Raw genomic sequence first — 19,536 nt, forward strand, 5'->3', positions numbered from 1 at the left:
TTAGGTATAATAAAGAAGAATAACTTTCATTATTTCCTTCTCAAAGGACGGACTATGCCAATAGAACCGTTCTTTTTTTATGTTGATCCTCTTTATTATCTAGAAATTCATTATACTATGAATTTGAATGACTTTCATTTCATCTTTTATCTATGACAGATTATTTCAATAGTCTGTTCTTTTTTATTCGTAAAGGTACACCTTTTCGAATAACTTATAGCTATATCATTATATATGTTCGTAAATGTCGGAATTTACTTTTATGAATATTCATTTGTTATATATACCTTTTCGAACGAAAGTGTTACAATAAAAGCAAGCAACATAGCTAGAAGGAGAAATCAAAATATGGATAACAGAAAATTCGGATATATCCGTGTGAGTAGCAAGGATCAAAATGAAGGTAGACAACTTGAAGTGATGAAGGAGCTTCAAATCAATGAAAGAGATATTTTCATTGACAGAAAATCTGGATGGGACTTTAATCGAGAACAATATCAGCTCTTAAAACGGATGTTACGTAAAGGAGATGTTATATATGTAAAAGAACTAGATAGACTTGGACGAAATAAAGTAGAAATATTAAATGAATGGGAAGACATTACAAAAAATATACAAGCACATATCGTGGTTTTGGATATGCCTTTATTAGATACAACAAAATACAAAGATAGCTTAGGAAATCTTATCACAGACTTGGTATTACAAATTCTTTCATGGCTTGCTGAAGAAGAACGAACAAAAATCAAAACCCGTCAACGTGAAGGAATTCAATTAGCAAAGAAAAAAGGAAAACATCTAGGAAGACCTAAACAGGAAATATCTGAAGAATTTATAAATGCTTACAAAGAATGGAAATCAGGTGCATTAACCGCTACGGCTGCCATGAAAAAATATGGATTCAAAAGAACAACATTTTACAAACTAGCACAGGATTACGAAATAACTTTAACTACAAAACCACTACCTAAAATGAAGGAGGGAATGCCAAAAATGGATGGATTAATGGAAGACTGATTAAAATCTTTAATTGATATCAAATTTGAATTTTATTAAAAAGAGAAACTGGGAAATGGAGAGTCTGATTTGAAAGATCATATCGCATGAGCAAAGGAGTGATTAAGTGGAATCTTCACATGATAAAGATGAATATTTTACTATTGGTGATTGTGATCTATGTGGTGAAGATAATCGTTATGTAGAGCAGGGAAAAGATACTTTTGGTGTACATATAATAGATTATTGTGCGTATGGTTGCAATAATGAAAAAAGTAATGTTGATTTTTGAAAATTTAAATGGGTATGTTCAAATAGATCGGAATCTAAAAGAGGATTATCTGAAAGGCATTGTTCAAGGGCTAAAAAAATAGAGGGAAAAGAAATATAAGGTTTTCTGGGCAGTTGTCTCTTAACGTACAATTTTCCCGAAATGGTATGGTGAGGCCTATATACAAGCTAAAAATTTCGTAAAAGATAATGTGCTAATAACTAGTTAAGTAAGATCACATTCAAATAAATCTTTCCCACCATATATTCTTTTTTTAATAGTATGGTGGGAAAAACGTAAAGGATGAGATAAATGAAAGGAAAAGAGGGAACAAAAGGCTTTTTCGTTTTTAGTAAAAAACATGGTAGGACTTATGTTTACTTAGTACGTGCTACTTATAAAAATCAAAAGAAGAAAAATATCCCCTTGTTTTCATTTGGCCGATTAGAGGATGCTCTAAACAATTTATATGATTGGAGGGAGGATTTCGAACAATTCCCGCCAATCTTAACAGATTTAGGATTCACCTGGGAAGATTTACATGATTGGATTTTAACGTTAGAAACAGGTTATAGCAAATATGGAAGAAAGCTTTGTATTGCAAAATAATCAAAAGGGGTGTTTCTATTATGAAAAGTACAATCGAAGAAAAACAAAAACGGGAATTGCTAGAAATAATTTTTAATCGTCCCATTAAAGGCGAAGGCTATATTCATGGGTCATCTTATAAATGGAAACAAATTGTATTTCAACATTACAATAAAGTTAAACGAAAAGAAATTACTATAGAAGAACTCATCAAAATACTCCAAAAAGAAGGTGTGCAATTTGCACAACCTTCTTCTTTGGTTGCATATCCAATAATTGAATTTATAAAGCATATCGCAAAGAAATGTAAAGAAACGATTGAAATTTAAGTTTACAGGAGGATATCAGATGCAAACAGTAATAAACAAAAATGTATATCACATTATCTACACAATTATTTCTCCACTTGGTGAAAAATACAGACCTGAAGAAATTCAACTATATGCTACATCGGAAGAAGAGGCGGTTCAAACTATTGAATTTGAAATTAGAAGAAGAATGGGGACAAAATATCAAATTGAAGTTACATGCTTAAATATAGATTTAATTAAACCTTGTCAAATGACTTTATTTTAAATAAATAGGGACATGACCAATATATTTTTTTCATGTTATATCCTATATTTCCCAAAAACCCCCTAGATTTATAGTGAAAAGAAAGTTTGAACTTATTACTGTTACGAATGATTTTTATTAGGAGGGTTTCTATTAATGTCTGAAAATACAAGTAAAAAGAACAGGAATTCAATTACTCACGAACAGTTCCTGACCAAAATTTACAATTTAGTAGGGGAAGAGTACACAATTTTAACAAAGTATATTTCATCAAAGGAAAAGGTTTTGATGAAGCATAATACTTGTGGACGCGCATTTTGGGTTAGAGCCAGCCATTTCACTTCCTCCGGTTCGAGATGTAAAGTGTGTTCATTTAAGAATATGAATGCAAAAACACATGAACAATTCATTAGAGATGTCTACTCTTCTGTGGGTGAGGAATATACTGTCTTAGGAAATTACGAAAAAGCACATATAAAGATTTTAATGCGACATAATATTTGTGGCCTTGAATACTTAGTAGATCCAGCAAGTTTTCTATTTGGTTCTCGCTGTCCTAAATGTAACCGTAAGGTGATTGGAGATTTAAAAAGAAAATCCCATATTGAATTCCTTAAAGAGTGTAAGCATTTAGTTAGTGAGGAATATACTGTGCTATCAGAATACATAGCAACACATATCCATGTACAGATGAGACATAACGATTGCGGAAATGAATTTACTGTCATGCCATCTAATTTTTTAAAAGGGAAAGGCTGTCCAAAATGCAAAGGTAAAAGAATTAGTATGGCTAAAACAAAAACACATGATGAATTTGTAGAAAGAGTATTCCAACTTGTAGGGAACGAATATAAAGTCATTGGCTCTTATGAAAAAGCAAGGAAGAAGATACTCATGCAACACACGATTTGTGGTCATACATATCAAGTAACTCCTTCACACTTTGTTACAGGAACTAGATGTCCCTATTGTAATGAAAGTAAGGGGGAGCGTATCATTAAAGAATATCTTGAAGCACAAAATATTTGTTTTAAAAGAGAATTTACATTCCCAGATTGTAAAAATATTGATTTATTAAAATTTGATTTTGCTATTTTTGATAAAAATAACTCTTTATTAGCTTTAATTGAATTTGATGGTGAACAGCATTTTAAATCAGTTCCGTACTTTGGTGGGAAAAAGAAATATGAAGAGACGAAAAAAAGGGATAAGATAAAAAATGATTATTGTCAAAATAACAATTTGAAATTAATAAGAATCCCATATTACGAAAAAAATATTATTTCTTTTTTAAATCATCAAATACCTAATAAATTATAGACAATTTAAAGCATAATGAATATACACGTACCTTGGGGCCCAGATACATGTAATTTCGGGTCATAGACCGCATATTATTTCGATTATCTGATTATCAACTTGCACTATTTTAGTAAAAATTAATCTTATTGAGAAAAAATGAAAACCACTACATGTTCTATACATTTAGTATATACTAAATGTAATCTGTCATTAAAAACCTTTTATAAAAAGAAAAGCGAGATATTTTATCTCGCTTTTCTTTTTGTTTACATATAACCCATCGAAACATTTTCAACAACTAGTTTTATTGAAGTACCTTTAAATTATGTTTTTTATTATCTAATTTCGTATCCGCTTCTTTAAATAATAAGAGCATCTTACATTGTTGTACCGTCATTTCCAATGTAGGACAATATTCCACCTTAGAGATGTTATGAATCTGAATAAATGCCCCTTCTAATTTACGAATCATTTCTTCTAAAGAAATTTGATTCATACCGTATGCTATGATTGGTTTAAAAAAGAAATCCAGCTCAATCAAGCTCGGATCAATAATAGACACAATCTCTTTTATTTTTGGTTCTATTTCCGTTTCATAATGTTTTTTTATCGTATCCATATCACTATGTATCTCATCTTGCCTATTAAATTTTCTAAACGCCACTACACGAATATCATGTCGTAAAGAACGAATCCTATTTATATATTCTTTTTTGTTAAAACCATTCCCATCATTCACATCAAAATGTAACTTTGATTTTTTTTGTGGACGTTGCTCATAAAACTTAGTTAACAGCTCTGTTTTTTCTTGATACAACATAATAAAAATCGTACGTTGTAAATGAAATACTTCATTCACCAAAGCCAAGGTGTCATCTAAGATTTGATCGCGTTCTTCTTTTTCCATATCCCACAATTGTGGTCTTGTCATGGAATGTAATTTTCGATACGTTGGATGTTGCTCGAATCCTTTTACTTGAGAAGCACAAAGTAACGGTAAACATGGGTCCTCTGCATCCAGAAACAACAAATCTATCATTTCTTCTATATGTTCTTGTACTTCTTGTTTTACTTGCTCAATGGTTTGGATACTTTTATTTACGTAACCTGGTTGTTTTAATCTTTCAAATATATAGTGCCGTCTACTTTTCATATGCTCTTCAGTTACTGACATGTCTATTCGCTCCTTAAATATTATAGTATGGGCTTATGATTGTAAGAGGGCTCGCTTTCCAAACATATGCTCCAATATGTCCTTATGTGTTAAATTAGGATGTTGTATGTCCGCTTCACCATAAGTAGTGCGACCAATATGTTTCATATCGTCCCAGTTACTTGTTAATTCTTCGCCTTCCCTCACCATTTCTGTGTAGAATTCTCGGCTTCCATTTATATTCACTGTCGCGACTTTTTGTTCTAAGTTATACCACATGATAAACATTTTTTCAGAGTAATAAAAATCATATACTGTATCTGGTGCAAAATACTTCGATAGATCTATTTCAGGTGCTTTTTCTGGAAGGTCTCTTTTCTCAATTTCTACAGGTTGATATTCTTCAAAAGAAAAATTCTCTATCTGTTCTTCATCTATTTCTTCAATAATCCAATAATTTTCGTTTGAATCACCTGGATAGTATTTGTACCAATAGTCCCAATCATTTTTCAATACATAATGTGTCTGAGAGTGGACTTCTTTTGCATACACTTCTACAAGGTATTGTCTACCAAACCAGTCTGTCTGGTCATATGTAATGGAAACACCTATATTATCATCGGGATCAACAATAAACCTTTTTTCCATTTCATTGTATTTATAATTATATGATTCACAAAACAAAAAATCTTCAGGATATTTATTGTAGTATTCTTTTTCCTCAAAAAGTATTTTTAATTCCTTTACCACTTCTTCAGGTAATACTTCTAATTTCAAAAACTCTTTTATATCCTGATGAATGTCAATATTATATGAAAACAAAACTTTTTGAATATCTTTTCCTAGTGTATAGTCATCAAATATAAAGCAATCATATTGGGAGTAGTCGAAATCCTTCACAGTTATAATACGTTCTGTTTTCGGTAGGTCATCGGCATAAATCCATTTGCAAGGCTGGTTAAATTCCCCTTTTTTCACTATATAGCCATGTAATGATACATTTTTTTGCATCTTATCTCGTGGGAATACATAATACTTACTTCCATAGTCCGTCTCTTCTTCAAAGATTCGTTTTCCATCTAACCATATTTTCATAAAAGACCTCCCATTTCACAGTTCATAAATCGTATATAAAAATAATTTGACATATATATTCTATCATATTTTGTATAAAACAAATTAACATTGAGGGCATACATGCTTCTTTATCTACAGAAATCGGAGAAATTATGTACCTTAGTGTTTTGATTTACAAAATATCTATGTATCGCTTTCATAGCAACGTTTTCCTGTTAAGGGGATTCCCTTTACTAAAACTACATGTTGGGGTTTCAGAAGATATATTCCTTTAGCCAAGGCAATAGCATCGCAATGGATTTGCTATATTATTTAACGAATAGGAAAGGGCAAGTATTATGTCAGCTGAACTACATGATACTTGCCCTTTGTTTTGGGGTACTTCATTTTTCACTCCGCATATACAGAGCCATATTGATTGTTCTTCCCTATTATATAACAAATACCGACATTGTCACAGGCGGAATTCCCTATTTTATGTATTTTCCTTTTGCATTATATATTTTTAATCGTGGTATGTGAAATTTTATTTTGCTATATAAAACAAAAATGAAATAATTTTCTAAATAATGATAAAATTACATTAATAACTATTTAAAAGGAGGAATTCATTTGACTTTTCTACGTGACATTGTTCGACCGATTATATTTTTTATAGCTTTCTTTTTATTTTTTATACTTCTGGTATTAGCTGATAAGCTATCAGGGTTGGGGCTTTCTGATAATACAGATGCCATTGGGTCACTCTATTTCTTTTCAGTTTTATTAACAGGCATTCTCGTATTCCCTACAATCAGAAATGATTTCCAAAACCGCTTCGTCCTTCATAAAAACAAACCATATTTAACGATTGGACTCCCTATTCTAATTGCAATACTCATGCAAATTATATTGACTTTCATCCGCTTTATTCCCACTTTTTTTGGTCATAATATGATTGGCATAGGATCTGGTCAAGTAACATATACATCAGATTTAACTACAACAGGATTTCTTTTCTTAGTTTCTATAATAGGACCATTTAATGAAGAAATTTTCTTTAGATATTTACTTTATGCTGGAATATTTTTTGCACTTGCTGATTTTAAAACAAAATTTTTATGGTTAGAAAAAGTGTACCGTGAATTATTTATACAAAAAAAACCTCAATATATATGGAGTTGGGTAATACTAACAAACATAGGATTTGCATTATTACATGGGCCTGACATATCAACCTTCTATTTATATTTCATTCCAGGCGTAGTGGATGCTTTACTTTTTCTCAGATTGGGATTCCTGTCAGCTTGGTTAGCTCATGGAGCTTTTAATCTGTGCTCAATAACTGTCCTAAGTATTGTATCTAGTATATTAGTGAACTAAGACTATGCTGATAAAACTCGACAGCTAATGACATCGTGCATATGAAACAGCCAAAAAATATTTATTAGATTATAAAACAATAAAAGGCTGAATCCCTTCTCTCACAAGGGATTCAGCCTTTTTATTTCACTAGCATACCTGTTACAACAAGTTGCAATTTATACTTCAGTGTAGTCGCAACTTGTAGCTATTAATATGTATGCTATATTCCGAGAAAAAATTACATTTTTAATTATTCATTTTACTATTATTAATCTATTCATCAGTATTCACTTTTATGTCCAAATGTTTCTTCTGTATAAAAATTGGACATCTTGGACAACCTTGTAGCAACTATTAAAACATAAGGGTGTTAATTATGAACTGGTTTAACTTAGGTAAAAAGCGAAGCAAATTTGGACGCTGGATAGACAAACAGTCTGATATCAGTCAATTAGACTTAGAAAATACCTCAAAATTAAGTAGGGGAACGATTTCTAGAATATGCAATGAAGAATCCTATCAACCTAAATATTCTACAATTTTTAAAATTAACAAAGGTTTAAAGAAATTAAAAAAAGACGTTAGATATGAAGATTTTTTTTAGAGTAAAGTAAATGCTTACCATACATCTTTCATTAAATACGTTTGCACATACACATTATGTTTCATCGCATAATTCATTAATTGCTTCTCCCTACAGTCAGAGATCGTACAAAAGATGATGATGGGCTTTAGATGTTGTTGCTTCTGATAAATGTTAGTTACATACGCATAATACTGTATTTTCTTTTCATTCACTTTCATGTGCTGTAGCCGATCGATTTCTACAAAATAGGGAACATTGTCTTTGATGAAGAAGGCATCTGGCACAATTGTTTTTTCTTCTCCTTGATAACGTAAGGTAATGACTTGCTCTGGCTTCCATTCAGGAAAATCTAGCCACATCCATGCTTCATTTCGTAATAAAATATGTTCTAATTGATGCTTCTTTTTTCGTTCTTTTGCCTGTATACCGAGCAGTGCCATCCCTTTTTTATTGAGATAATAGACATACTCTCGGTTGTGCGAAGTCACATGGCAATACGGCCGTAAATCCTTCAAAATACGATTGGCATTCCGAATACTTCCAAGACAATGAATCGCTTGCAATTGTCTCCTAGAAGCAAATTCGAGCTTACTTAAACTCGATAAAATCTCGATTTGTCTCGCTTTTTGCTTCAATTTTTGGTGTTTCATAATGCTTCACCACCTTATACTGTTTTAATGCATTCCACATTTCCTTATTGGACAGATAAGGCACTTGGATTTCTTCTATACGATCTGTTTTGAATAAGGCTCTTCCAGCAATCGAGGGAAGAGTTTCTAGTCCTCCTTCATCTATTGCGACTTGCGAAGCAACCACTGTCGGCAAACGAAATCCAATCTTTGCATCACTATTTTGTTTAATCTGTCTTGGTAAGGTATCAGAAGTCGGGTATTGGGTGCAAAAAATCAGTCGAAACCCCAATGCTCCGCCAATCCTCGCTATTTCCGATAACATTTCTTGACACATATAGAGCATATCTCTCTTTTGTTTTGGCAATCCCTGTGTTGGACACAAGTTCGCTGATTCATCAACTATAATGAAATAGCGTTCTTTGATTGGCGTATCTACAATATTGGTAAAATAAGAGTCTTTCATGCGTACTACCTGTTCTACCATCTTTTCACGGATACGATTCAACATATCAAATGCTTGCATGGGATTCTCCGCCACTTCTTCTACTTGTAATAAATCCCTGTAGGGACTAAACTCTAAACCTTCTTTTAAGTCAATCACATACAATTTCACATGATCTGGCTGCTGTAAGATTAAGCTGGTCATGATATTTTTGAGAAAGACAGTCTTACCAAAGCGAGTCATACCACTAACACACATATGTGGTGTTTTTTCAAAGTCATGATACATCATTCTGTCTAACGCTCTCCCCATGACAATTCTCCACGTTTTCTCTTGTAACAATTCTTTGGACCAATGCCATTCCTCAGGAATCCGTTGTTCAAAAACCCGTATGAACAATTCACGTTGCTGAAACGAGATTATCACGGGCTTATAGAGTCCTTCCTCTAATACTTGCGCTAACTTCTGTATTAACTGACTGGGAACTCCCAAAGGAAGCCGATAGACATATGTGGTACTCATACCATCTTCCGTCTGTTTGAGGAACACTGGGTACCGGGTTTCTCCTTTATGCTGCACACACACTTTCGTAATTTCAAAAAATGCTTTAATTTTCTTCTTATCACTCATTTCTTTTCCTTTATAAAAATACGCCACTGTTAAAAAAGTAACTGGAATCACCAAAAGTGAAAACATAAACTCCTTACCTCCTTAGAGGTAGTTGGGGCTATCAGGAATATCATAAAAAAGTTGTTCAAATACACTACGACAGTTCCCATCAACTACCCGATCGAATACTAGCGTAGAAATACATCGAGCATATCACGTAGCACATACCACACCGTTCCAATTAATAAGCATTTGAGACCCGCACGTAGCATCCAATCAGGAAGGTGAAGCCCTATTCTTTTTAATAATTTAATGCCTATAACCGTTGCTCCTGTCACGCCATATACAATGCCTAATTCTCCAACAATGGTCATATTATCTCCATCCTTTCGGCTGAATAGATAAATTACCTTGTGAATCCCTAAATAACTGATAATCTTCTAATAACTCATTCCAAGATACAGGATGTTCATCATCATATAAATCTTCTTCTATTTTTTGACTTAAATAATAATAACCTCGGTACTGTCGGTCCAGATACACGTCATGACGTAGCATGTGCCCCTGTATCGCTGTTATATCCTCTTCTTTTCTTGTACTTTTGTACATTTGTTGCAATGTACGAGAAGAATAGAGATACGGTGTGCTGTACAACATTTGATATTGACTCATAAATCCTCACCATCCATATAAATTTCTAGGTACATTTAATAAATATGATGATGATTCATTTTTTCGAATTTGTACTAAAAAAAATACAAGAGTTCCCTTTTATGGACTACTCTTGTACGTTAATTTAAACAGCAAGGTCACTCACCTTTTTTTGCTAATATCTTTAAGTATTCATATCCTTCTCTTGTAATCAGTAGTTCTCTACCAATCATTTTCACGCTATCCTTCAATAAAACATTTGAATGCCTTATCCATAAAAAATATATATATTTAGGATTTTTACCTAGCTTTATACTCGCCTCACGAGCCGTTAAGATCTCATTCCATATATATGACAAAAACGTTCCACCTCCCAGCGCTTTAATTTATTTCAATCATCAAAAACTATACAATATTATTTTTGTGAGGCGCTACAACTTTTTATCTTTCATTTTCTTTTTTACGTTGTTGCTGCTGTCTTTGATGCTCTTGTCTATTTACTTCCACTTCTTTTTCTTTTCCTAAACTTCCATACAGTAAATTCCGCTCTTTTGTCATCAATGACAACTTATAATGTAATTCAGATTCATCAGTAATACCATAATTCTTTTTGAGATAGTTCATATCACGTTTTGCAACATCATACTCTTTAAATTCATGATACCGTTCTTGTTTAAATGCCATTTTATTTTCAGCTTTTTTATAAGCAACAATTAAAGGATGACTCTTTTTATAAGTGCGGAAACAGCCCTTCATTTTATTTAATCTAAAAATCTCATTATCAATACCTAAAAGTTGCTTTTCAAAGCTGTCAATTAACGCTTCCTTATTTGCTTCAATTTCCTCAAGTTCCGTAATCGAAACATTGAGTTTATATAGCTTAGAGCTTAATTCGTTTAAGTAATTAATATTTTGCTTAGTAGCCCATCTTTGAAGCCCCTTATTATTTTTAAATTTCTCTTGTGACTTATCAATCCATTTCCTGTTGATTATACTTATTTTGATTGGTGAATAACCTTTGTTTTCTATTCTGTATTTGATAGAGGATTCAAGGTAATTAAATCCCATTGTTTTAGTTCGCATAAACTTCCCTGACTTCGGATTCATAAATGATAAATATTTCCCCTGTTTATGCTCATATCCTTCTTTTTGCATGAAGCTTAAAAATTCATTGAATGAATTTGATTTTGATATGTTTTTATCAATTATTTCTTCTAAATTTCCTTTGAAGGATTTCTGCTTTGATCTGGCTACATACTCGTTAAAAGCTAAATATTTTTTTCTCCCCTTTCTGCCTTCTTCGATTATTGACAAACCATACTTTTCGGATATTTTATCATTTTCTTCTCGTAATCTATCCAAAGTGTTTGCACGCTTTGAATCGAACATTTTTAATTTATTAAAATCAATATCATTAAAAACGATATGATTGTGTAAATTATCAGTTTCTATATGTGTAATAACTGTATATTGATGATTTCCTTTCAAATAATTATCAGCAAATTCTACTCCATATTGATGAACTTGTTCTGGTGTTAGATTATCGTCACTATCAAACGATTGAATAATCATTCTTGCGCTCACGTTTTTATTACAATTATTCTTTTCATTATAATCAACTAAAATACTTCTAAAATCCCTTTCTATTGTTTCAATAGAACACTCATAGGATGTGACTAATTCTTCGTTTGTTTTGTGCTCTTGCATACCGTAATTTATGAAACCGTTTAAATTCTTGATTTTTTGTATTTTAACAATAGACATTGTAATCAATCCCTACCTAATAAATTTCATATTCATCTAATATATCTTTCAATTCAAACCAATCATCATCTTCAAAAACATTATCAAGTTTGGATAACTTGAATTTTAATTTCTGTGCGAAAATAAATATGCTATCGGCTAATTTTATTAATTGATTATCATCTAACTTATATAACGTATCTCCATATAAATATTGCCATACATATTCTGTTACTTCCTTATCTTGTTCAGGCGAGTTTTCTATAGATTCTATAATATAAAGAAAATCTTCTTTTATTTTTTCATATACTTCTTCTAATACTAATTTTTTGGGTATTTGAATTTGATTTTCGGATAATGATTCTATTAATTTTTTCTTCTGTTTTTTAGTCAAGCTATCGCTATTAAACTTGGTTTTTAAATCAAGTAATCGGTCATATTCTTTATGAATTATTTTTATGATTTTTTTCTGATTAACTCTTAGAAAATCAATATCACTATCCGTGTAAATTCCGTCTGTATTGATCCTTCTAATTAAGCTATTTATATTCTTACCAATATAGTTTATTTCTTTAGTTAAATCCCTATAAACTTTCATATCAACTTCAAGTTTAAAATGCGTTTTTGCACTATCAATAAGAAATGCAGATACAGTTTTATACCCTAAATCATTTGCTTTATTTTTTATTAATTCTTTATCCTCATTTGATAACGATATTTTTAAATCTGTTTTAATTCTTGGCATAAAAAAAAACTCCTTTCCATCTTTAAAAAATTCGAGCGAAGCGACAACAAATATATAAGTGATTTTGCAAAAAATCGCTTATATATATTTGTAAAGGTCGTAGGAATATCCTACCAAGTCAAAAACAACGTTTTTGGGGTGTGTGGTCACACACCCGTAGCTTGCCTTTTGCTAAAACCTCAATATTTCTTTCTGAAAATTATATCATCTCCGTCCGAAAAATGGTATAATTTAGTTAATCACTTTATAAAGGGGTTGGTCTGAAAATGGTTTCTGTAGATGAGCATACACAGGTCGCAATAGAAATCGTAGCACAGTCTTTGAAAATATCAGAACAAACTTTATTACGTCTTTTAGAAGCTTTATCAAAATTACTGGAAAGCAAAGAACAAGAACCAAAAGATTTTATATTTGATGATAAGACTAAAATTGGAAAACAAAAAATTAGTGATCTTATGAAAAAACATGAAAAAACTGGCGGCATAGTTGCTTTAGATGAAAATTTAACAAAGCAACAGTTAAATGATTATCAAAAAGAGTTAAAAAAATTAGGTGTGGATTTTTCTGTTGTGAGAAATGGTAAAGAGGATTATTCTTTCTTCTTTTCAGCAGCACAGGCTAATGTAATTGAAAAAGCATTAAAAAATATTGTTGAAAGAAAAAGTGCGGTATTAGAAAAAGAAGAAGTGAAGACAGCAGAAAAAGAGCTGAAAGAAGTTCGCCAAAATTTAACACCAGAACAAGCCGAAAAAGTAAAAGAAGTTTACGATGAAATTACGACAGCAGAAAAGAAAGAACCAAAAGAAAATAATATTAATTATGATCGTTTGTCAAAACAAGAAAAGCTTCTTTATGCAAAGTTAGAAGAACTTGATGAAATCAAAAGAGGTTTATATTCGCAAGAAGTGAATCGTGTTGAAAAACTATTTGAAAACCGTTATAAACAAGATGTAGAAAAAGAGCCGAAGTTAACGGAAAAAGATATGAATAAAGAAAAAACTGAAGTTGAAATACATGCTAAAGATGATAAAGAACAAGTTAAAAATATGTTAAATTCATTGAGCAATGATGAACAAAAATTAATGATTCAATATACAAATGTTATGTCTGAAGGATTAAGTAATCATTATGCAGATAAAAGCTCGTATAAAGAGTCAGATAAATTTGATGAGATGTTGAAAGATTTCACTCCTGAACAAATAGAAAAAGTAACCGCTGTTGTTAATCAAAATATATATGCAGATATAAATTCAACCGAGAAACAAAATGGGAAAATTCACGCCAACAATTTTCAAAGTATTCTTACAGATGCAAAGAAAGAAATGGCAAGAGAAAACGGAAAAGAGAGCGCAAAGGAAAAAGAAAAAGATACTCCTAAACAAAAGAAAGTTGAATTTTCAATGGATGGCGTTAAAAATCTTGATGCCAAAATCAAGAAAGAAGAAAAAGAAGTATCTCAAGATAAGAACAAGAAACAATCAATTAGTCGATAAATCTTTAAAACGATAGATATATTTTTATCTATCGTTTTTTAAAAATAAACTTAAGGAGAGGAATGAATACTATGGATAAAGAAAGAGAGGAAATTTCATATAGAACATTATGTGAATTTGAAAAAAGTTTTCTTGAAAACTTCAAAGAAAGAGATGATGGAAACATAGAATTCTCCTCATTTAATTTGGAAGATAAAGAAAGAATGTTTCCCACGCAATCAATCACATACACCTCCTTTAAAGATCTATTTGAAGAACAATATAAAGAATCATTTTTGACAAGTATTGAATCATTAGATTTGAAAGAAATAGATAACAAAGTAGGGGCTGATACATTAGATACTATAATGGCTAAAGATCCAATCATTCGTATTCGTTATGAGGAAATAACCAGAGAACGGGATTTAGATAATGATGGAACACCTGACCGCATAGATATAGACGACACAAAAAATACTGTACAAACAGTTGGAGATTTAGACAAAGTAAAAAGCTCAACCAATAAAGAAACTGAAGAGGATAATGAAGAGAAGAGAGAGAAGAAAATAAAACGAAAAAGTCATGATATGGAATTATAAAGGAGCAAATATCTATGAATATTTTAAAATGGATTCTAAGAACATTTTTAAAGTTATTGATATTCACCGTTACCATTTCATTTGCAATTATTAAATTTGTGCTACTTTTCATCCTATTTTTTCTTACACTTGGGCGAATCGGCTCTAACATGACAAAATTTTAAAAAGGAATGAACTAACTTTCCATCAAGATGGATATACCACTATATAGAGTTTGTATTATTCGCGATAAATCTAAATTTTCTGAATAATATTGAAAAATACGCCTTATCAAGATGAGTATTTTTTTATCTGATATTATGTATTATAAGAATATTCCCTTTATTAGGGTGATTGGAGGATTATATGAACGTTCAACTAAAGGGAAATGAACAACTTACTGAATTACTTAATGAATGGTATTTACAAATTCGTTCCAGGAATAGTGACAATGCTAATCGTTTAAAAAAAGAAATCGAAAGTCAAATTAGTAATATACAAAACAATCAAGATTTATTATTTTATTACTCACTTCTTAATTTCCGTCATAAATATCTAATTAATAACATGGGTATTTCTAAAAATAGTTTTGACAAAATCGAAGATTTCGACACTCCAAGAGAAGATTATCTAGCATATTATTACCACTTTTTTAAAGCCATTCACTCTAATGCAGTTGGAAGCTATAATTTAGCAAAAGAGCATTATGAAAAAGCTGAATTACTACTAATACACATTCCTGATGATCTTGAAAAAGCTGAATTCTATTATAATTTAGCTATTTTTCATTACCATATTCACCAAGCTCTTTTTGCCATAAAATACGCAAATATATCCAAGGATATATTTATTAATAACACTGATTGCGAATTAAAAATTTCCTATTGTAATAATCTTTTAGGATTAGCTTGTACTCACTTAAACGAATTTGAGATGGCAGAAGAATATTTCCTCACAGCAATAGACTTATTTCGTTCATTCGGTAACGAAAGGGATATATTAATTGCTCGTCAAAATTTGGGTTTAATGTATGCTGAACAAAAGCAATCTGTCTTGGCGGTTCGTTATTTATCTGAAGTAAATGAGAAGATGTCAAGTAACTATAGAGCACTTTTTGTTGAAGCTAAACAACGCCTAATATTAGGAGAAACAGATATTGCATCAGAGCTTATAAAAAGAGGCCTACATATTTGTAAAGAATTAGAGATACTGGAATACCAATATCACTTTGAAATTCTTGATAAATTATGCAACGGAGATAAAACTGAAATTTTAGAAAATACTATATTAGCAGGAATGGAATACTTTAAGCAAGAAAAACTATGGGAGTATATTCAAGAGTATTACGAAATTTTAGCTCTTCAGTTTCATAACGATACACAATTCGAAAAATCTAGCACATACTTCCATTTAACTTATCAGGCAAAAGAAAAAATTATTAGCAAAGAGGTGGTAAAATGAAGCTCTTAAAATTAAGTTTAGTAAGCCTTATCGCAATAGGTATTTTTACAATTGGAAATCCTTCAATCGGATTTGATGTCCAACAAGCTAGTAGTGCTGTAATTAGTTATGCACATGGCAATACTGGCTGAGAGTATTACTCACAAAAGGAGAAATAGCCGAATTACAAATGTAATATGGCTATTTCTCTTTTCTCCTTTTTTATCAAAATAGAAAAATGGAGTACCTCAAAATAAGCACTCCATGTTGTATTTATACGTATTGTTGATTTTTTACTTCTTTTGATTTTTCCCACTCGGATGTTATTCTACTAACTTCCTTTAAATCTAACTTTTCAACGGGTATTAGATCTATAATCGCTCCTTTGAATAAGCAATGTGTTTTATCATCTGTTTGAACATAAATCATATCTAATCCGCCTCAAAATATATTTGATAATTAATATAAATTATAGCAAGATTCACTCACCAAATATTGCGCTTTCATCAACATCATTCAAATAAGTATCATCTTTTTGTTTCTTTTCAATTGGCCCTGATTCCTTTTGCACTTTTACTTCCTCGTTCTTATCCACTTTCTCAATATGCATTTCTTCTTTCCCGACTTTTTGTTCCTTTACTTCAACAATTGGAACATTCTTGTTTTGGTGAATATTATTTACATTCGCATTTTCTAGCAACGCCGAAATGTCTTGATAAAACTTTTCCTTCATGAACAGATCTCTTTGCATTTTCTTCGATACTTCATAATCTGTTACATCATCTATTCCGTACTGGTCTACAAAATGTAAAACTAATGTAATTAACGATTCAGATAGATTCGTTTGTGCATTGAGCCAATCATAAAATTTTGGGTTTGTCTCTTTTTTAAAATTCCAATTGTATTGTTCTCTCTGTTTCTGTTTACTCATTTCTTAGCCACCTTAGAAGCCAATTTTTTACTTAAAATCTCCATACCTCTAACATTCATTTCTGTTGCATAAGTTGGTGAGATCCACAATAATTGCATATCATTTACTTCACAAAACTCAAATGCTTTTTTATACAAATCTTCTTTTAGTGCAATGCTTCCTCCGCCGTAAACCGCGAGAACTTCAGCTTGGCTAGCTGTTTTATAAACATATGCTTTTTCGATATCATCATAAATCCCTTGAGCTTGCATATAACGAGTTTCTTCTAAAAACTCTACAGCTTTATCATGTTTTTTATCGTTAGGATCAGTAACTAATTCACTGAATTGTTGACGATTGATATCTACGCCACCCTCATATTCTTCTTGCAACAATTTAATTGCTCCCTCTATTGCATGACCAATCCCTCTTTTTTCTCCCCAACAAGCGTCTGGAACAGGGTTTAAACCCTTAGAGAAAATGTATTCAGAGGTACCATCTCCAATATCAGCGTGCAGAATTTTTTTGTTTTTAAAATATTCACCATTTACTTCTTCTTCTACCATTAGATTAGCTTTTCTCTTTTTAACCTCTTTATCATCTTCTTTACTATCTGTTTCTTTTTTATACAACTTATTAAAGTCATCGAACATATCTTGATTTCCTTCAAAGATGGCATATAAAGCCGGAATACCTTCTCGAGTTACTTTTACAGTTTCAAATTCGATTTGTACTGTTACTTTTTCTTCACCCACATACACGATCACAATATGCACATTTTCTTTAAAACGGCTTTCTAGAAAACGAGCTTTCTTTCCTTCATATTCAGAAGCTGGAATTGCTAATATTAGAGATGCAGGTACCTCTATACTTTTTGGTAATTCTCCTACTTCTTCATAAATCGTTTGAACCGCTTTAGTTGCCATGACAGATAGAACATTAACCACTGGTATATCTCGTTTATATTTATCTCCTAATTCAATGTCAAGGCTATCAGGCTTACCGTTTGAGTGTGCAGCACGATATCCTACATAGAATTTTCCATCACGTTCAATTGCATCACTCGTTACATGAGCACAAATCTCATTCATTAAGTTAGTTACGCTTTGTTTTAAACTTCCTTCTTTATTTGTCACGCGGCCAAATACACGCTTATTTACATCTGGTAGTTTGATTACCTTTCCACCATTAATCACCATTTTCAATTCACTATTTCCGATATCAGCGACTGTTCTCATCATCATATTCAAAAACCACCTTTTTTATATATTTTTTGTACGTTTTTATATCTTAATTATATTGTAAACCATCAACATTTAATTTTCAATACAATATGTATTTATTTTATATGATTCTTATATATTTTTTATATGAAAATTATTTCACCTTTAACCAAGAAGGGATTAATATACATTTTTTATTTAAATTTTATATAAGGTTCATACACATAATATATATAATATATATATAAACGAAATGTGCGAAAACTCAGAAGAAGATGATATATAAAATCATATATTTTTTATATAATTTAAATACATTTATCCTACACTTTAATAAGTAGGACTTGTAAGTTTACTACCAATGTATGACGAACACCCTAATTGGATAAAATTTTGTCGGTATTTTGATTTTAGAACGAATAATTTAGAATACAGCCCTTTACCTTGCTAATTAAAAAGATAAAAAGGAAACTCTACGCTATATTTAGAGTTTCCTTTTTTAAAAATCATTGGTCCCCACGATCAAACAGTGGTGGCGTACACATTGTATCCGTCCATGGTACTGGATTGAGCGTTCTTTGCGAGGGAGGATAAGGAATGGACAGATTCGTCTATCCCCAACCCCTTCCAATCTTAAAAGAGGTTGGGGATGGTTGGCTTACTTCCATAATTGCCACCATCGTTTCTTTTTTTGCTTCTTTTGTTTAGCATCCAATACTTCCCGTAGTGTTTGCAGCAACAATTCATCTCGTTTTTTTATGCTTTCATCGACAAATTTCCGCAATTCCTCCATTTCTTTCCTGATCCGTGCTATTTCATCTACTGTTTCAATTGGTGAACAGGTGTCCTGAGGTTGTTTAATTTGTTTGTTTTGATTGTCCTTTGTGTCCTCGCTATTGTTTGAACTGTTTACAACGTTGCGATGGACGTTTACAACGTTGTAAACACATTCAGGAATTGTCCCAAAACCTTGTTCATGTAATTCCATCATTTGTTTAAATAGCTCTACATCACAAGTTGAATACAATATTCGGCCATTCTTTTTCTGGAATGTATGGCCCAAACGTCTGAAATGTGCCGTATATGTCCGCAATGTGCTTGGGGGTATGTTTAGCTTGTTTACAACGTCCGAACTGTTTAATGGACGTTGTGGACGTTGTAATGAGATTACTTGACTCATACAATCAACTCCTAATTAAAGTTTTAGAGATTAAGTGAG

At 31.4% G+C, this 19,536-nt stretch carries 25 protein-coding genes; 12 read left to right on the top strand and 13 right to left on the bottom strand.

The window, feature by feature from the left end:
• The first annotated feature begins 348 nt into the window (after window positions 1–348).
• The 6 genes from MHH27_RS31075 to MHH27_RS31100 all read left to right on the top strand — a co-directional run bounded on the left by MHH27_RS31075 (window position 349) and on the right by MHH27_RS31100 (window position 3,730).
• Complete coding sequence (locus MHH27_RS31075; protein ID WP_340945791.1) at window positions 349–1,017, top strand: recombinase family protein; 669 nt, start codon at window positions 349–351, stop codon at window positions 1,015–1,017.
• Window positions 1,018–1,123: 106 nt separating this feature from the next.
• Complete coding sequence (locus tag MHH27_RS31080; RefSeq protein ID WP_340945794.1) at window positions 1,124–1,288, top strand: hypothetical protein; 165 nt, start codon at window positions 1,124–1,126, stop codon at window positions 1,286–1,288.
• 291 nt (window positions 1,289–1,579) lie between these two features.
• Window positions 1,580–1,876 (top strand): hypothetical protein, encoded by a 297-nt coding sequence (locus tag MHH27_RS31085; protein WP_098398570.1) that lies wholly within the window; start codon window positions 1,580–1,582, stop codon window positions 1,874–1,876.
• A 20-nt stretch (window positions 1,877–1,896) separates the two neighbouring features.
• Window positions 1,897–2,184, top strand: a complete 288-nt coding sequence (locus tag MHH27_RS31090; protein ID WP_340945798.1) for a hypothetical protein — start codon at window positions 1,897–1,899, stop codon at window positions 2,182–2,184.
• Between the two features lie 19 nt (window positions 2,185–2,203).
• Window positions 2,204–2,431: a hypothetical protein gene (locus MHH27_RS31095; RefSeq protein ID WP_340945801.1), complete on the top strand. Its 228-nt coding sequence runs from the start codon at window positions 2,204–2,206 to the stop codon at window positions 2,429–2,431.
• A gap of 135 nt (window positions 2,432–2,566) precedes the next feature.
• On the top strand, window positions 2,567–3,730 hold the full coding sequence (locus MHH27_RS31100) for a hypothetical protein (protein WP_340945802.1): 1,164 nt from the start codon (window positions 2,567–2,569) through the stop codon (window positions 3,728–3,730).
• A 286-nt stretch (window positions 3,731–4,016) separates the two neighbouring features.
• Here the strand turns inward: MHH27_RS31100 and MHH27_RS31105 are convergent, their stop codons facing one another.
• On the bottom strand, window positions 4,017–4,886 hold the full coding sequence (locus tag MHH27_RS31105) for a hypothetical protein (protein ID WP_340945805.1): 870 nt from the start codon (window positions 4,884–4,886) through the stop codon (window positions 4,017–4,019).
• Window positions 4,887–4,919: 33 nt separating this feature from the next.
• Window positions 4,920–5,960: a hypothetical protein gene (locus MHH27_RS31110; RefSeq protein WP_340945809.1), complete on the bottom strand. Its 1,041-nt coding sequence runs from the start codon at window positions 5,958–5,960 to the stop codon at window positions 4,920–4,922.
• A 594-nt stretch (window positions 5,961–6,554) separates the two neighbouring features.
• Between MHH27_RS31110 and MHH27_RS31115 the strand changes: the two genes are divergently transcribed.
• Both MHH27_RS31115 and MHH27_RS31120 read left to right on the top strand, forming a co-directional pair.
• A complete protein-coding gene (locus tag MHH27_RS31115) occupies window positions 6,555–7,304 on the top strand; it encodes a CPBP family intramembrane glutamic endopeptidase (protein ID WP_340945810.1) in 750 nt (249 codons plus the stop codon).
• Window positions 7,305–7,662: 358 nt separating this feature from the next.
• Window positions 7,663–7,890 carry a hypothetical protein gene (locus MHH27_RS31120; protein WP_016110581.1) on the top strand — a complete coding sequence of 76 codons (228 nt, stop codon included), beginning with the start codon at window positions 7,663–7,665 and terminating at the stop codon, window positions 7,888–7,890.
• Between the two features lie 14 nt (window positions 7,891–7,904).
• On the opposite strand, the gene MHH27_RS31125 is transcribed toward MHH27_RS31120, so the two are convergent.
• From MHH27_RS31125 to MHH27_RS31155, 7 genes are all read right to left on the bottom strand, one after another.
• On the bottom strand, window positions 7,905–8,522 hold the full coding sequence (locus tag MHH27_RS31125) for a replication-relaxation family protein (RefSeq protein WP_016110580.1): 618 nt from the start codon (window positions 8,520–8,522) through the stop codon (window positions 7,905–7,907).
• Window positions 8,461–9,642: an FtsK/SpoIIIE domain-containing protein gene (locus MHH27_RS31130; protein ID WP_340945811.1), complete on the bottom strand. Its 1,182-nt coding sequence runs from the start codon at window positions 9,640–9,642 to the stop codon at window positions 8,461–8,463. The genes MHH27_RS31125 and MHH27_RS31130 overlap by 62 nt, the downstream gene beginning before the upstream one ends.
• Window positions 9,643–9,743: 101 nt before the next feature.
• Window positions 9,744–9,929: a hypothetical protein gene (locus tag MHH27_RS31135; RefSeq protein WP_340945813.1), complete on the bottom strand. Its 186-nt coding sequence runs from the start codon at window positions 9,927–9,929 to the stop codon at window positions 9,744–9,746.
• A gap of 1 nt (window position 9,930) precedes the next feature.
• Window positions 9,931–10,227 (bottom strand): hypothetical protein, encoded by a 297-nt coding sequence (locus MHH27_RS31140; protein WP_340945815.1) that lies wholly within the window; start codon window positions 10,225–10,227, stop codon window positions 9,931–9,933.
• A gap of 137 nt (window positions 10,228–10,364) precedes the next feature.
• Entirely contained in the window at window positions 10,365–10,565 is a 201-nt protein-coding gene (locus tag MHH27_RS31145) for a hypothetical protein (protein WP_086390786.1), read from the bottom strand.
• A gap of 82 nt (window positions 10,566–10,647) precedes the next feature.
• On the bottom strand, window positions 10,648–11,970 hold the full coding sequence (locus MHH27_RS31150) for a relaxase/mobilization nuclease domain-containing protein (RefSeq protein WP_340945818.1): 1,323 nt from the start codon (window positions 11,968–11,970) through the stop codon (window positions 10,648–10,650).
• A 16-nt stretch (window positions 11,971–11,986) separates the two neighbouring features.
• Window positions 11,987–12,694, bottom strand: a complete 708-nt coding sequence (locus MHH27_RS31155; RefSeq protein ID WP_340945821.1) for a hypothetical protein — start codon at window positions 12,692–12,694, stop codon at window positions 11,987–11,989.
• Window positions 12,695–12,960: 266 nt separating this feature from the next.
• Here MHH27_RS31155 and MHH27_RS31160 point away from each other — a divergent pair, with 266 nt between their 5' ends.
• The 4 genes from MHH27_RS31160 to MHH27_RS31175 all read left to right on the top strand — a co-directional run bounded on the left by MHH27_RS31160 (window position 12,961) and on the right by MHH27_RS31175 (window position 16,336).
• Window positions 12,961–14,187, top strand: a complete 1,227-nt coding sequence (locus MHH27_RS31160; protein ID WP_340945825.1) for a DUF3801 domain-containing protein — start codon at window positions 12,961–12,963, stop codon at window positions 14,185–14,187.
• 71 nt (window positions 14,188–14,258) lie between these two features.
• On the top strand, window positions 14,259–14,765 hold the full coding sequence (locus MHH27_RS31165; protein ID WP_340945827.1) for a hypothetical protein: 507 nt from the start codon (window positions 14,259–14,261) through the stop codon (window positions 14,763–14,765).
• 345 nt (window positions 14,766–15,110) lie between these two features.
• Entirely contained in the window at window positions 15,111–16,205 is a 1,095-nt protein-coding gene (locus MHH27_RS31170; RefSeq protein ID WP_340945830.1) for a Rap family tetratricopeptide repeat protein, read from the top strand.
• On the top strand, window positions 16,202–16,336 hold the full coding sequence (locus tag MHH27_RS31175; RefSeq protein ID WP_254914922.1) for a hypothetical protein: 135 nt from the start codon (window positions 16,202–16,204) through the stop codon (window positions 16,334–16,336). The genes MHH27_RS31170 and MHH27_RS31175 overlap by 4 nt, the downstream gene beginning before the upstream one ends.
• A gap of 121 nt (window positions 16,337–16,457) precedes the next feature.
• Here the strand turns inward: MHH27_RS31175 and MHH27_RS31180 are convergent, their stop codons facing one another.
• From MHH27_RS31180 to MHH27_RS31195, 4 genes are all read right to left on the bottom strand, one after another.
• Complete coding sequence (locus MHH27_RS31180) at window positions 16,458–16,613, bottom strand: hypothetical protein (RefSeq protein WP_340945833.1); 156 nt, start codon at window positions 16,611–16,613, stop codon at window positions 16,458–16,460.
• A gap of 52 nt (window positions 16,614–16,665) precedes the next feature.
• Window positions 16,666–17,115: a hypothetical protein gene (locus MHH27_RS31185; RefSeq protein WP_144508541.1), complete on the bottom strand. Its 450-nt coding sequence runs from the start codon at window positions 17,113–17,115 to the stop codon at window positions 16,666–16,668.
• On the bottom strand, window positions 17,112–18,338 hold the full coding sequence (locus tag MHH27_RS31190) for a ParM/StbA family protein (RefSeq protein WP_340945844.1): 1,227 nt from the start codon (window positions 18,336–18,338) through the stop codon (window positions 17,112–17,114). Before MHH27_RS31190 ends, MHH27_RS31185 begins: the two co-directional genes overlap by 4 nt.
• A gap of 637 nt (window positions 18,339–18,975) precedes the next feature.
• Window positions 18,976–19,497 carry a MerR family transcriptional regulator gene (locus tag MHH27_RS31195; protein WP_340945847.1) on the bottom strand — a complete coding sequence of 174 codons (522 nt, stop codon included), beginning with the start codon at window positions 19,495–19,497 and terminating at the stop codon, window positions 18,976–18,978.
• Window positions 19,498–19,536: the final 39 nt, after the last annotated feature.

Source organism: Bacillus sp. FSL L8-0152 (assembly GCF_038006365.1).
In the GTDB taxonomy this organism is placed as follows: Bacteria; Bacillota; Bacilli; order Bacillales; family Bacillaceae_G; genus Bacillus_A; species Bacillus_A cereus.